Raw genomic sequence first — 13,005 nt, forward strand, 5'->3', positions numbered from 1 at the left:
AATTGGCAAAAGGCAGCTCTGGTTGCCTTTTTCTTTGACTCTATGACGTTACAAAGTTAATATGCGCGCCCTATGCAAAAGGTAAAATTACCCCTGACTCTTGATCCGGTACGTACGGCTCAAAAACGCCTCGATTACGAAGGTATCTATACTTCCGATCAGGCTGAGCGTATTGCCGAATCCGTAGTCAGTGTGGACAGTGATGTAGAATGCTCCATGTCGTTCGCTATCGACAACCAGCGCCTCGCCGTGTTAACCGGTGATGCAAAGGTGACGGTAACGCTCGAGTGTCAGCGTTGCGGGAAACCGTTTGTACAGCATGTTCACACAACGTATTGTTTCAGTCCGGTTCGTTCTGACGAACAGGCTGAAGCACTCCCGGAAGCGTATGAGCCGATTGAGGTTAACGAATTCGGTGAAATCGATCTTCTGGCTCTGGTTGAAGATGAAATCATCCTCTCCTTGCCAGTTGTTCCGGTGCATGATTCTGAACACTGTGAAGTGTCCGAGGCGGACATGGTCTTTGGGGAACTGCCTGATGAAGCGCAAAAACCAAACCCATTTGCCGTATTAGCCAGCTTAAAGCGTAAGTAATTGAGGAGTAAGGTCCATGGCCGTACAACAGAATAAACCAACCCGTTCCAAACGTGGCATGCGTCGTTCCCATGACGCGCTGACTGCAGTTACCAGCCTGTCTGTAGACAAGACTTCTGGTGAGAAACACCTGCGTCACCACATCACCGCTGACGGTTTCTACCGCGGCCGCAAGGTTATCACTAAGTAATCACGCGTCAGCGTGATTAGGCTTAGTGAGGAGCTCCCCGTGCAAACGGGGAACTTACCGAACCAGGCTGCGACGATACCTTGACACGTCTAACCCTGGCGTTAGATGTCATGGGGGGAGATTTTGGCCCTTCCGTGACAGTGCCTGCAGCATTGCAGGCACTGAATTCTAATTCGCAACTCACTCTTCTTTTAGTCGGCAATCCCGACGCAATCACGCCATTACTTGCAAAAGCTGACTTTGAACAACGTTCACGTCTGCAGATTATTCCTGCGCAGTCAGTTATTGCCAGTGATGCCCGACCCTCGCAGGCGATTCGCAACAGCCGCGGCAGCTCGATGCGGATAGCGCTGGAGCTGGTGAAAGAAGGACGAGCCCAGGCTTGCGTCAGCGCGGGTAATACCGGCGCGCTGATGGGACTGGCGAAATTGTTGCTCAAACCGATTGACGGTATTGAGCGCCCGGCGCTGGTGACGGTGTTGCCGCATCAGCAGAAGGGCAAGACGGTGGTGCTTGATTTGGGCGCGAACGTCGATTGTGATAGTACAATGCTGGCTCAGTTTGCCGTAATGGGATCGGTGCTGGCAGAAGAAGTGGTCGGGATCAACACTCCCCGTGTTGCGTTACTGAACATTGGTGAAGAAGAGACCAAAGGCCTGGACAGCATTCGCGAAGCAGCTGAATTGCTCAAACAGGTTCCCTCCATCAACTATATTGGTTATCTCGAAGCCAATGAGTTGTTGACGGGTAAAACGGATGTTCTGGTCTGCGATGGCTTCACCGGAAACGTAACGTTGAAGACCATGGAAGGGGTCGTGCGGATGTTTCTTTCTCTGCTGAAATCACAGGGAGAGGGCAAAAAAAGCGCCTGGTGGCTGATTTTATTGAAGCGTTGGTTACAAAAGAGCCTGACGCGGCGATTCAGTCACCTCAACCCCGACCAGTATAATGGCGCCTGTCTGTTAGGATTGCGCGGCATCGTGATTAAGAGTCATGGCGCCGCCAATCAGCGAGCATTTTCTGTCGCCATTGAACAGGCAGTGCAGGCGGTGCAGCGACAAGTCCCTCAGCGGATTGCCGCTCGCCTGGAATCTGTATTAGCTAAAAGTGACTGAGCGTACATGTATACGAAGATTTTAGGTACCGGCAGCTACCTGCCAAAACAAGTGCGTACCAACGCCGATCTGGAAAAAATGGTAGATACGTCTGACGAGTGGATTGTCACGCGCACAGGTATCCGTGAACGTCGTATCGCCGCGCCAGACGAAACCGTGTCCACCATGGGTTACGAAGCCGCACAGCGTGCTATCGAGATGGCGGGCATTGATAAAGAACAGATCGGTTTGATCGTGGTGGCCACGACGTCTGCTACACATGCTTTCCCAAGCGCGGCATGCCAGGTGCAGAATATGCTCGGCATTAAAGGTTGCCCGGCGTTTGACGTTGCCGCTGCGTGCGCAGGTTTTACCTATGCGCTGAGCGTTGCCGATCAGTACGTGAAGTCCGGAGCCGTTAAATATGCGCTGGTGATCGGTGCTGACGTGCTGGCGCGTACCTGCGATCCAACCGATCGCGGAACGATCATTATTTTTGGTGATGGTGCGGGCGCGGTGCTGCTGGGGCAGTCCGAAGAGCCGGGTATCATCTCTACGCATCTGCATGCTGATGGCAGCTACGGTGAGCTTTTGACCCTGCCTAACGCCGATCGCGTTAATCCGGACAACTCGATTTACCTGACCATGGCAGGGAACGAGGTGTTCAAGGTGGCGGTGACTGAGCTTGCGCACATTGTTGATGAAACGCTGGAAGCGAATAACCTTGAGCGCTCCGCGCTCGACTGGCTGGTGCCGCATCAGGCGAACCTGCGTATCATCAGCGCGACCGCGAAAAAGCTGGGCATGTCGATGGATAACGTTGTGGTGACGCTGGATCGTCACGGCAACACCTCTGCGGCGTCAGTACCGTGCGCATTTGATGAAGCGGTACGCGACGGGCGAATCAAACGGGGCCAGCTGGTCTTGCTTGAAGCCTTCGGTGGCGGGTTCACCTGGGGTTCCGCGCTGGTTCGTTTCTAGGATAAGGAATAAAAAATGACGCAATTTGCTTTTGTGTTCCCGGGTCAGGGCTCTCAAACCGTTGGGATGTTGTCTGAAATGGCAGCACACTATCCGGTCATTGAAGAGACTTTCCGTGAAGCTTCTGATGCACTGGGTTATGATTTATGGGCGCTGACCCAGCAGGGCCCGGCCGAAGAACTGAACAAAACCTGGCAGACACAGCCAGCGCTGCTGACAGCGTCCGTTGCGCTGTGGCGTGTCTGGCAGCAGCAGGGCGGTAAAGCGCCAGCGCTGCTCGCGGGCCATAGTCTGGGTGAATACTCAGCGCTGGTCTGTGCCGGTGTGATCGCGTTTGCTGACGCCGTACGTCTGGTGGAACTGCGCGGTAAATTCATGCAGGAAGCGGTGCCAGAAGGCACAGGTGGCATGTCTGCTATCATCGGTCTGGATGATGCTGCGATTGCAAAAGCGTGTGAAGAATCTGCTGAAGGGCAGGTGGTTTCACCGGTTAACTTCAACTCGCCGGGCCAGGTGGTTATCGCTGGTCATAAAGAAGCGGTTGAGCGTGCCGATGCTGCCTGTAAAGCTGCTGGCGCGAAACGCGCGCTGCCGCTGCCGGTCAGCGTGCCGTCCCACTGTGCGTTAATGAAGCCAGCCGCCGAGAAACTGGCGGTTGAGCTGGAAAAAATTACATTTAACGCACCGACGATTGCCGTTGTGAACAACGTCGATGTGAAATGCGAAACCGCGCCGGAAGCTATCCGCGACGCACTGGTTCGCCAGCTCTACAGCCCGGTACAGTGGACCAAAACCGTTGAGTTTATGGCCGCTCAGGGCGTTGAGCATCTGTATGAAGTCGGCCCAGGGAAAGTCCTCACCGGTCTGACGAAACGTATTGTTGACACCCTGACAGCCTCGGCGATTAACGAGCCGGAAGCGATGTCAGCGGCACTCTCGCAATAAAAGAGGAATACCATGAGTTTTGAAGGAAAAATCGCCCTGGTGACTGGCGCAAGCCGCGGTATCGGGCGTGCAATTGCTGAAACACTGGTTGCGCGCGGCGCGAAGGTGATTGGTACAGCAACCAGCGAGAATGGCGCGCAGGCCATCAGCGAGTATCTGGGTGCGAACGGTAAAGGTCTGGTACTGAATGTGACCGAACCAGCATCTATCGAATCTGTTCTGGAAAATATTCGCGCAGAGTTTGGTGAAGTGGATATTCTGGTCAATAATGCCGGGATCACTCGCGACAACCTTCTGATGCGAATGAAAGATGACGAGTGGAACGATATTATCGAAACCAACCTGTCATCTGTATTCCGTCTGTCAAAAGCGGTAATGCGCGCTATGATGAAAAAGCGTCATGGTCGTATTATCACTGTTGGTTCTGTGGTTGGTACCATGGGAAATGCTGGTCAGGCTAACTACGCTGCGGCGAAAGCAGGTCTGATCGGTTTCAGTAAATCGCTGGCGCGTGAAGTCGCGTCCCGCGGGATTACTGTAAACGTTGTTGCTCCGGGCTTTATTGAAACGGACATGACGCGTGCGCTGACCGATGAGCAGCGTGCGGGTACACTGGCGGCAGTTCCGGCGGGTCGTCTTGGCGACCCTAAAGAAATCGCCAGTGCGGTTGCATTTTTAGCCTCTGACGAAGCGGGTTACATCACTGGTGAGACCCTCCACGTCAACGGCGGGATGTACATGGTTTAATCACGATCGAAAATATTTGCGTTATTAGGGCAAATGGCCTCAAAATAACGTAAAATCGTGGTAAGACCTGCCGGGATTTAGTTGCAAATTTTTCAACATTTTATACACTACGAAAACCATCGCGAAAGCGAGTTTTGATAGGAAATTTAAGAGTATGAGCACTATCGAAGAACGCGTTAAGAAAATTATCGGCGAACAGCTGGGCGTTAAGCAGGAAGAAGTTGTGAACTCCGCTTCCTTCGTTGAAGACCTGGGCGCAGATTCTCTTGACACCGTTGAGCTGGTAATGGCTCTGGAAGAAGAGTTTGATACTGAGATTCCGGACGAAGAAGCTGAGAAAATCACCACCGTTCAGGCTGCCATTGATTACATCAACGGCCACCAGGCGTAAGTGAACATCTCCAGGCGGTCATTCGACCGCCTGAGTTTTATCTTTTTTAGTCCCACGAATCTCTTTTTTTATCCCTCCCTGGAGGACAAACGTGTCTAAGCGTCGTGTAGTTGTGACCGGACTTGGCATGTTGTCTCCTGTCGGCAATACCGTAGAGTCCACCTGGAAAGCTCTCCTTGCCGGTCAGAGCGGCATCAGCCTAATCGACCATTTCGATACTAGCGCCTATGCAACGAAATTTGCTGGCTTAGTAAAGGATTTTAACTGTGAAGAGATCATCTCGCGCAAAGAACAGCGCAAGATGGATGCCTTCATTCAATATGGAATTGTCGCTGGCGTTCAGGCCATGCAGGATTCTGGCCTTGAGATTACGGAAGAGAACGCAACCCGTATCGGCGCTGCTATCGGCTCCGGGATTGGCGGTCTTGGCCTGATCGAGGAAAACCATACATCGCTGATGAATGGCGGACCGCGTAAGATCAGCCCGTTCTTCGTTCCGTCCACGATTGTTAACATGGTGGCAGGTCACCTGACCATTATGTTCGGCCTGCGTGGGCCAAGCATTTCTATCGCTACCGCGTGTACGTCTGGCGTGCATAACATCGGCCAGGCCGCGCGTATCATTGCGTACGGCGATGCAGATGCTATGGTTGCGGGTGGTGCTGAAAAAGCCAGTACCCCATTGGGTGTCGGTGGCTTTGGTGCAGCGCGTGCGCTTTCTACCCGTAACGATAATCCTCAGGCGGCGAGCCGTCCGTGGGATAAAGACCGCGATGGTTTCGTGTTGGGTGACGGGGCAGGTATGCTCGTGCTGGAAGAGTACGAACATGCGAAAAAACGCGGTGCGAAAATTTATGCTGAAGTCGTTGGCTTTGGTATGAGCAGCGATGCTTATCACATGACCTCTCCTCCGGAGAACGGTGCGGGTGCTGCGCTGGCGATGGAAAACGCGATCCGTGATGCGGGTATTACCCCAGCGCAGATTGGCTACGTTAACGCTCACGGTACCTCTACGCCAGCAGGCGACAAAGCTGAAGCGCAGGCTGTGAAGTCTATCTTCGGCGAGTCTGCCAGCCGCGTACTGGTTAGCTCCACGAAATCTATGACCGGTCACCTGCTGGGTGCTGCGGGTGCAGTAGAGTCCATCTACTCTATCCTTGCGCTGCGCGATCAGGCTGTTCCGCCAACCATCAACCTGGATAACCCGGATGAAGGTTGCGATCTGGACTTCGTTCCTCATGAAGCGCGCCAGGTTAGCGGTATGGAGTACACCCTGTGTAACTCCTTCGGCTTTGGCGGCACGAATGGTTCTCTGATCTTCAAAAAGGTTTGAGCCTGACGGCCCGAAAGCTATAAAAAAAGGTCCGCTTGCCGGGCCTTTTTTATTAAGCCTAATCTTCTTGTCGGTTGCATGGCATCCTGCCAGACTAAACGCCCACGCATAAGGAGCCACCATGTTTTTAATTAATGGCCTTGAGCAAGACACGCTGCCGGCAAGCGACAGGGCGACGCAGTTTGGTGATGGCTGCTTTACGACTGCGCGTATTCTGGAAGGCGACGTGTGCTTGCTTGATGCACACCTCCGCCGGTTACAAGACGCCTGCCAGACGTTACTGATCCCTTTTACGCAGTGGGAAATTCTTGAACATGAGATGCGTCAGCTGGCGTCAGGTAAAACCAGCGGTGTCTTAAAAGTTATCATTAGCCGAGGCAGCGGTGGGCGGGGGTACAGCGGTGCCGCCTGTCAGCATCCAACACGTATTCTCTCTGTTTCAGCTTATCCTGCTCACTATGCGCGCTGGCGTGAAGAGGGCGTGACGTTGACGCTGAGCCCGGTGCGGCTGGGGCGAAACCCGATGCTTGCCGGACTAAAACATCTTAATCGCCTTGAGCAGGTGCTTATTCGTACTCATCTTGAACAGACGGACGCCGATGAGGCGCTAGTCCTTGACAGCGAAGGGTTCATTACGGAATGCTGTGCGGCTAATTTATTCTGGCGTAAGGGGCGCGACGTCTTTACGCCTTCGCTGGCGCAGGCTGGGGTTAACGGCATCATGCGCCAGTTTTGTTTGCAACAGCTGGCACATGCAGGTTTTCGCGTTGTCGAAGTAAACGCGAAGGAAGAGGCGCTGCTGTCCGCCGATGAAGTTGTGATCTGCAATGCGCTGATGCCTGTTATACCCGTCCGTGCGTATGACCAACAGCGCTGGTCTTCGCGCGAGCTGTTCCAGTTTTTAGCCCCGATATGTGAGCAAACCAGATAGTCATGAAGAAAATGTTGCGTTTTGTCCTTCTCCTTATTATTGCGCTGGGCATTGCTGGCGGAGCGGGAGTATGGAAAGTCCGCCAGCTGGCGAACAGTAAAATCTTGATTAAAGACGAGACGATTTTTACCCTGAAAGCCGGTACCGGGCGGATGGCGCTGGGCGAGCAGCTTTACGGGGATAAAATCATTAACCGTCCTCGTGTGTTCCAGTGGTTATTACGTATTGAGCCTGACCTATCTCACTTCAAGGCCGGTACCTACCGCTTTACGCCCGGCATGACCGTCAGAGAGATGCTGCAACTGCTGGAAAGCGGTAAAGAAGCCCAGTTCCCGCTGCGTTTTGTCGAAGGGATGCGCCTGAGCGATTACCTCAAACAGCTGCGCGATGCGCCGTATATCAAACATACCCTGAAGGACGACAGCTACCAGACGGTGGCCGACGTGCTCAAGTTTGAGCATCCTGAATGGGTGGAAGGCTGGTTCTGGCCAGATACCTGGATGTATACCGCAGGCACGACCGATGTGGCGATTCTGAAGCGGGCGCACAAAAAAATGGTCGCCGCCGTGGATGCCGCCTGGGAAGGGCGAATGGATGGTTTACCTTATAAAGATCAAAATCAGTTTGTTACCATGGCCTCGATTATCGAAAAAGAGACCGCCGTTGCTGCTGAACGCGATCGGGTGGCGTCAGTATTTATCAATCGTCTGCGCATTGGTATGCGCCTGCAAACCGACCCTACCGTCATCTACGGCATGGGAGAGAACTATACGGGCAAGATTTCCAGAAAAGATCTGGAAACGCCAACGGCGTATAATACCTACGTGATTAGCGGTTTACCGCCTGGCCCGATTGCCACGCCGAGCGAGGCTTCTCTCAAAGCCGCCGCGCACCCGGCGAAAACACCGTATCTCTATTTTGTGGCTGATGGAAAAGGGGGGCATACCTTTAACACCAACCTTGCCAGCCACAATCGCTCTGTTCAGGACTATCTGAAGGCACTTAAGGAAAAAAATGCGCAGTAAATACATTGTCATTGAGGGACTCGAAGGAGCGGGTAAAACCACTGCCCGCAACGTAGTGGTGGACACGCTGAAATCGCTTGGCGTCGCCGACATGGTCTTCACCCGCGAGCCGGGCGGTACACAACTTGCGGAGAAACTGCGCAGCCTGGTGCTGGATATTAAATCCGTTGGCGACGAAGTTATCACTGACAAAGCCGAAGTGTTGATGTTCTACGCGGCGCGCGTACAGCTGGTTGAGACGGTGATCAAACCCGCGTTGGCCGAGGGTAAATGGGTGATCGGCGATCGCCACGATCTGTCGACTCAGGCCTACCAGGGCGGGGGACGCGGTATTGACCAGACGATGCTGGCAACGCTGCGCGATGCCGTACTGGGTGATTTTCGCCCCGACCTGACCCTCTATCTGGATGTTACGCCGGAAGTGGGCCTCAAACGCGCCCGCGCGCGCGGCGAGCTGGACCGCATTGAACAAGAGTCCTTTGATTTCTTTAACCGCACCCGTGCGCGCTATCTTGAGCTGGCGGCACAGGATAGCGCTATTCGTACCATCGATGCGACGCAGTCGCTGGATGACGTCACGCACAACATCCAGCAGACCGTTACGCAGTGGGTACAGGAGCAGCAGGCATGATATGGTATCCATGGTTGCGTCCGCACTTTGAGCAGCTGATCGGCAGCTATCAGGCGGGGCGGGGGCATCATGCGTTACTGATTCAGGCATTGCCAGGGATGGGGGATGAGGCGTTAATTTATGCCCTCACCCGTTTTCTGATGTGCCAGCAGCCGGAAGGGCACAAAAGCTGTGGTAAGTGCCGCGGCTGCCAGCTGATGCAGGCGGGCACACATCCTGACTACTACACCCTTGAGCCTGAGAAGGGCAAGAGCGCGCTGGGTATTGATGCCGTGCGTGAGGTCAGTGAAAAATTGTACGAACATGCGCGTCTGGGTGGCGCTAAGGTCGTCTTGCTCAAAGACGCCACCCTGCTGACCGAGGCGGCGGCTAACGCCCTGCTTAAGACTCTTGAAGAGCCGCCGGAAAAAACGTGGTTTTTCCTCTCGTGCCGCGATCCGGGACGATTGCTGGCGACGTTGCGCAGCCGCTGCCGTCTTCATCACCTTGCGGTGCCTCAGGAATCATGGGCGCTGAGCTGGCTGGAGCGAGAGGTGACAACGTCACCTGAAAGTGCGCTGTCCGCCTTGCGCCTGAGTAGCGGCGCGCCCGCGGCGGCGCTGGCCTTGCTGCAACCTGACGTCTGGTCACAGCGAGAAGCGCTCTGCCGGGCCGTTGAAGCGGCGCTGAATAACAACGACTGGCTAAGCTTACTCCCGACACTTAACAGCGATAGTGCCGTTGAGCGTCTGCACTGGCTGGCCGCGTTGCTGCTGGATGCCCTTAAAATTCAGCAAGGGGCAACGCTGCTGACTAACCCTGACGCGTGGCCACTGGTGAGTACGCTGGCGAACCGCCTCTCCGGCGCGATTCTTCATGCGATGCTTCATGAAGTTTGCCAGAGCCGCGAACAGCTTTTAACCGTGACGGGTCTTAATCGCGAGCTTTTACTGACCGACCAGTTACTGCGTATTGAACATTACCTGCAACCCGGCGTCACACCGCCAGTTTCCCATCTCTGAGAGAGACATTATGTTTTTAGTCGACTCACACTGCCATCTTGATGGCCTGGATTATCAATCCCTGCATAAAAACGTGGATGACGTGCTGGAAAAAGCCGCTGCCCGCGATGTGAAATTCTGCCTTGCGGTGGCGACGACGCTGCCGGGTTATCGCACCATGCGTGAGCTGGTGGGCGTTCGCGACAACGTGGTGTTCTCCTGCGGCGTGCATCCGCTGAATCAGGACGAGGCGTATGACGTTGAGGAACTGCGCCGACTGGCAGCAGAAGAGGGCGTGGTGGCGATGGGGGAGACCGGCCTGGACTATTTTTACACGCCGGAAACGAAACCGCGGCAGCAGGAGTCCTTCCGCCATCATATCCGCATTGGCCGCGAACTGAACAAGCCGGTCATTGTGCATACCCGTGATGCGCGTGCCGATACCCTGGCGATCCTTCGGGAAGAAAACGTGACGGATTGCGGTGGCGTACTACACTGTTTCACAGAAGACAGAGAAACGGCGGGTAAACTGCTTGATTTAGGGTTTTATATTTCGTTTTCCGGGATCGTGACGTTCCGTAACGCTGAGCAACTCCGGGATGCCGCGCGTTATGTTCCGCTCGATCGCATTCTGGTGGAGACAGACTCTCCGTATCTGGCCCCGGTACCGCATCGCGGTAAAGAGAACCAACCGGCGATGACGCGAGACGTGGCTGAGTACATGGCCGTACTGAAGGGCGTCAGCATCGAAGAGCTGGCCCGCGTGACCACGGAAAACTTCTCAACGCTGTTCCATATTGACCCCGCCCGCCTGCAATCTGTCTGATACACCTGTTTTTTTTAGGCTCGTAATTAATAAATAAAACGAGTAAAGTTCACCGCCTCATTTGGGGCGGTGAGGGTGTTTTTAGACACATCCGGACATGCTTTTTGTAAATAACTGAAAGTTTTTCGACCGCCTTAAGCTGAAACGTGATAGCCGTCAAACAAACTCAGAGGGAATTATTTTACTCTGTGTAATAAATAAAGGGCGCTTAGATGTCCTGTCCACGGCACGGTACTCCCCCCGGGCCAATGCGTGAAAGCGTAAAAAAAGCACAAATACTCAGGAGCACTCTCAATTATGTTTAAGAATGCATTTGCTAACCTGCAAAAGGTCGGTAAATCGCTGATGCTGCCAGTATCCGTACTGCCTATCGCAGGTATCCTGCTGGGTGTCGGTTCTGCTAACTTCAGCTGGCTGCCAGCCGTAGTGTCCCATGTGATGGCCGAAGCAGGCGGTTCTGTCTTTGCTAACATGCCACTGATCTTCGCGATCGGTGTGGCTCTGGGCTTCACCAATAACGACGGCGTATCTGCGCTGGCTGCAGTGGTTGCTTACGGCATTATGGTGAAAACCATGGCTGTGGTTGCGCCGCTGGTTCTGCATTTACCGGCAGAAGAGATCGCCGCGAAACACCTGGCGGACACCGGTGTTCTGGGCGGTATCATTTCCGGTGCGATTGCAGCGTACATGTTCAACCGCTTCTATCGCATCAAGCTGCCTGAGTACCTGGGCTTCTTCGCGGGCAAGCGTTTCGTTCCGATCATCTCTGGTCTGGCAGCGATTTTCACTGGCGTGATCCTGTCCTTCATCTGGCCACCAATCGGCTCCGCTATCCAGACCTTCTCTCAGTGGGCTGCTTACCAGAACCCGGTTGTGGCGTTTGGTATCTACGGCTTCATCGAGCGTTGCCTGGTGCCATTCGGTCTGCACCACATCTGGAACGTTCCATTCCAGATGCAGATTGGTGAATTCACCAACGCAGCAGGCCAGGTATTCCACGGCGATATCCCACGTTACATGGCGGGTGACCCAACTGCAGGTAAACTGTCTGGTGGCTTCCTGTTCAAAATGTACGGTCTGCCAGCAGCGGCGATTGCTATCTGGCACTCTGCTAAGCCAGAGAATCGTGCAAAAGTGGGCGGTATCATGATCTCCGCAGCGCTGACCTCGTTCCTGACCGGTATCACCGAGCCGATCGAGTTCTCCTTCATGTTCGTTGCGCCGATCCTGTACGTTATCCACGCGATTCTGGCGGGCCTGGCGTTCCCAATCTGTATTCTGCTGGGTATGCGTGACGGTACGTCCTTCTCTCACGGTCTGATCGACTTCATCGTTCTGTCCGGTAACAGCAGCAAACTGTGGCTGTTCCCAATCGTGGGTGCGTGCTATGCCGTTGTTTACTACACCATCTTCCGCGTGCTGATTAAAGCACTGGACCTGAAAACCCCAGGCCGTGAAGATGCGACAGAAGACAGCAAAGCTGGCGCGACCAGCGAAATGGCTCCGGCACTGGTTGCCGCGTTCGGCGGTAAAGAGAACATCACTAACCTGGACGCGTGTATCACTCGTCTGCGTGTGAGCGTTGCCGACGTCGCGAAAGTAGACCAGCCGGGTCTGAAAAAACTGGGCGCAGCGGGCGTGGTTGTTGCAGGTTCTGGTGTACAGGCAATTTTCGGTACGAAATCCGATAACCTGAAAACTGAAATGGATGAATACATCCGCAACAACTAAGCTGTGACCTGGGGAGACTAAGGCAGCCGAATGGCTGCCTTTTTTATTTCTGTCTTAAAAAAATGCAGCAGCACGCTTTAACGGTCACTCTTCGTTCAGCTGATGAACATTCAGGAAAGAAATCGAGGGAGGAGGTTGAAAGGACAGGAGAAACTCGCTCATACTCTTGAATTGTGTCACGCACTCAACCAGAGCGTGTGTTAACAGCAATTGCTCGCGCCAGATTAAACAAAAAAGGAAAAGGTCATGGCTGAAGAAACGATTTTCAGTAAAATTATCCGTCGCGAAATCCCGTCGGATATCGTCTATCAGGATGAACTGGTAACGGCTTTCCGGGATATTTCCCCTCAGGCCCCGACGCACGTCCTTATCATTCCCAATATTCTGATTCCGACCGTAAACGACGTAAAAACCGAGCATGAAGTGGCGTTAGGTCGTATGCTGACGGTGGCCGCGAAAATCGCTGAACAGGAAGGCATTGCAGAAGACGGTTACCGTCTGATCATGAACTGCAACCGTCATGGTGGCCAGGAAGTTTATCATATTCACATGCATCTGCTGGGTGGACGTCCTCTGGGGCCGATGCTGGCACATAAAGGTCTTTGA

General features: G+C 54.0%; 15 protein-coding genes. All 15 read left to right on the plus strand.

Going from position 1 to position 13,005, the window contains the following annotated elements; genetic code table 11:
* The first annotated feature begins 72 nt into the window (after positions 1-72).
* The 15 genes from yceD to hinT all read left to right on the plus strand — a co-directional run bounded on the left by yceD (position 73) and on the right by hinT (position 13,005).
* On the plus strand, positions 73-594 hold the full coding sequence (gene yceD, locus BFV67_RS08105) for a 23S rRNA accumulation protein YceD (protein WP_021240759.1): 522 nt from the start codon (positions 73-75) through the stop codon (positions 592-594).
* Between the two features lie 16 nt (positions 595-610).
* Complete coding sequence (gene rpmF, locus BFV67_RS08110; RefSeq protein WP_003857964.1) at positions 611-784, plus strand: 50S ribosomal protein L32; 174 nt, start codon at positions 611-613, stop codon at positions 782-784.
* A gap of 80 nt (positions 785-864) precedes the next feature.
* Positions 865-1,899 (plus strand): phosphate acyltransferase PlsX, encoded by a 1,035-nt coding sequence (gene plsX, locus BFV67_RS08115; RefSeq protein WP_021240758.1) that lies wholly within the window; start codon positions 865-867, stop codon positions 1,897-1,899.
* A 6-nt stretch (positions 1,900-1,905) separates the two neighbouring features.
* The gene (locus BFV67_RS08120) at positions 1,906-2,859 is read left to right on the plus strand and encodes a beta-ketoacyl-ACP synthase III (RefSeq protein WP_008500797.1); all 954 of its coding nucleotides are present in this window, start codon (positions 1,906-1,908) and stop codon (positions 2,857-2,859) included.
* A 15-nt stretch (positions 2,860-2,874) separates the two neighbouring features.
* Complete coding sequence (gene fabD / locus BFV67_RS08125) at positions 2,875-3,804, plus strand: ACP S-malonyltransferase (protein ID WP_069598125.1); 930 nt, start codon at positions 2,875-2,877, stop codon at positions 3,802-3,804.
* Between the two features lie 12 nt (positions 3,805-3,816).
* Entirely contained in the window at positions 3,817-4,551 is a 735-nt protein-coding gene (fabG, locus tag BFV67_RS08130) for a 3-oxoacyl-ACP reductase FabG (protein ID WP_008500795.1), read from the plus strand.
* Between the two features lie 154 nt (positions 4,552-4,705).
* On the plus strand, positions 4,706-4,942 hold the full coding sequence (gene acpP, locus BFV67_RS08135; RefSeq protein WP_003857954.1) for an acyl carrier protein: 237 nt from the start codon (positions 4,706-4,708) through the stop codon (positions 4,940-4,942).
* 91 nt (positions 4,943-5,033) lie between these two features.
* On the plus strand, positions 5,034-6,275 hold the full coding sequence (gene fabF, locus BFV67_RS08140; protein WP_008500794.1) for a beta-ketoacyl-ACP synthase II: 1,242 nt from the start codon (positions 5,034-5,036) through the stop codon (positions 6,273-6,275).
* A 121-nt stretch (positions 6,276-6,396) separates the two neighbouring features.
* Complete coding sequence (pabC, locus tag BFV67_RS08145; RefSeq protein ID WP_069598126.1) at positions 6,397-7,206, plus strand: aminodeoxychorismate lyase; 810 nt, start codon at positions 6,397-6,399, stop codon at positions 7,204-7,206.
* 2 nt (positions 7,207-7,208) lie between these two features.
* Positions 7,209-8,231 carry a cell division protein YceG gene (gene yceG / locus BFV67_RS08150; protein ID WP_025911808.1) on the plus strand — a complete coding sequence of 341 codons (1,023 nt, stop codon included), beginning with the start codon at positions 7,209-7,211 and terminating at the stop codon, positions 8,229-8,231.
* Complete coding sequence (gene tmk / locus BFV67_RS08155; protein WP_008500791.1) at positions 8,221-8,862, plus strand: dTMP kinase; 642 nt, start codon at positions 8,221-8,223, stop codon at positions 8,860-8,862. Before yceG ends, tmk begins: the two co-directional genes overlap by 11 nt.
* On the plus strand, positions 8,859-9,863 hold the full coding sequence (gene holB / locus BFV67_RS08160; protein WP_069598127.1) for a DNA polymerase III subunit delta': 1,005 nt from the start codon (positions 8,859-8,861) through the stop codon (positions 9,861-9,863). Before tmk ends, holB begins: the two co-directional genes overlap by 4 nt.
* A 10-nt stretch (positions 9,864-9,873) precedes the next feature.
* Positions 9,874-10,668, plus strand: coding sequence for a metal-dependent hydrolase (locus tag BFV67_RS08165; RefSeq protein ID WP_008500789.1), 795 nt, complete (start codon positions 9,874-9,876; stop codon positions 10,666-10,668).
* Between the two features lie 297 nt (positions 10,669-10,965).
* The gene (gene ptsG, locus BFV67_RS08170) at positions 10,966-12,399 is read left to right on the plus strand and encodes a PTS glucose transporter subunit IIBC (RefSeq protein ID WP_008500788.1); all 1,434 of its coding nucleotides are present in this window, start codon (positions 10,966-10,968) and stop codon (positions 12,397-12,399) included.
* A 246-nt stretch (positions 12,400-12,645) separates the two neighbouring features.
* Complete coding sequence (gene hinT, locus BFV67_RS08175; RefSeq protein WP_008500786.1) at positions 12,646-13,005, plus strand: purine nucleoside phosphoramidase; 360 nt, start codon at positions 12,646-12,648, stop codon at positions 13,003-13,005.

Origin of the sequence: Enterobacter roggenkampii (genome assembly GCF_001729805.1) — a bacterium.
Classification (GTDB): domain Bacteria; phylum Pseudomonadota; class Gammaproteobacteria; order Enterobacterales; family Enterobacteriaceae; genus Enterobacter; species Enterobacter roggenkampii.

Excerpts from the sequence above, each read along its gene's own strand:
- ptsG (WP_008500788.1), top strand. The coding sequence starts at position 10,966 with ATGTTTAAGAATGCATTTGCTAACCTGCAAAAGGTCGGTAAATCGCTG.
- tmk (WP_008500791.1), top strand. The coding sequence starts at position 8,221 with ATGCGCAGTAAATACATTGTCATTGAGGGACTCGAAGGAGCGGGTAAA.
- yceD (WP_021240759.1), top strand. The coding sequence starts at position 73 with ATGCAAAAGGTAAAATTACCCCTGACTCTTGATCCGGTACGTACGGCT.
- holB (WP_069598127.1), top strand. The coding sequence starts at position 8,859 with ATGATATGGTATCCATGGTTGCGTCCGCACTTTGAGCAGCTGATCGGC.
- BFV67_RS08165 (WP_008500789.1), top strand. The coding sequence starts at position 9,874 with ATGTTTTTAGTCGACTCACACTGCCATCTTGATGGCCTGGATTATCAA.
- yceG (WP_025911808.1), top strand. The coding sequence starts at position 7,209 with ATGAAGAAAATGTTGCGTTTTGTCCTTCTCCTTATTATTGCGCTGGGC.
- rpmF (WP_003857964.1), top strand. The coding sequence starts at position 611 with ATGGCCGTACAACAGAATAAACCAACCCGTTCCAAACGTGGCATGCGT.
- pabC (WP_069598126.1), top strand. The coding sequence starts at position 6,397 with ATGTTTTTAATTAATGGCCTTGAGCAAGACACGCTGCCGGCAAGCGAC.
- acpP (WP_003857954.1), top strand. The coding sequence starts at position 4,706 with ATGAGCACTATCGAAGAACGCGTTAAGAAAATTATCGGCGAACAGCTG.
- hinT (WP_008500786.1), top strand. The coding sequence starts at position 12,646 with ATGGCTGAAGAAACGATTTTCAGTAAAATTATCCGTCGCGAAATCCCG.
- fabG (WP_008500795.1), top strand. The coding sequence starts at position 3,817 with ATGAGTTTTGAAGGAAAAATCGCCCTGGTGACTGGCGCAAGCCGCGGT.
- fabD (WP_069598125.1), top strand. The coding sequence starts at position 2,875 with ATGACGCAATTTGCTTTTGTGTTCCCGGGTCAGGGCTCTCAAACCGTT.
- BFV67_RS08120 (WP_008500797.1), top strand. The coding sequence starts at position 1,906 with ATGTATACGAAGATTTTAGGTACCGGCAGCTACCTGCCAAAACAAGTG.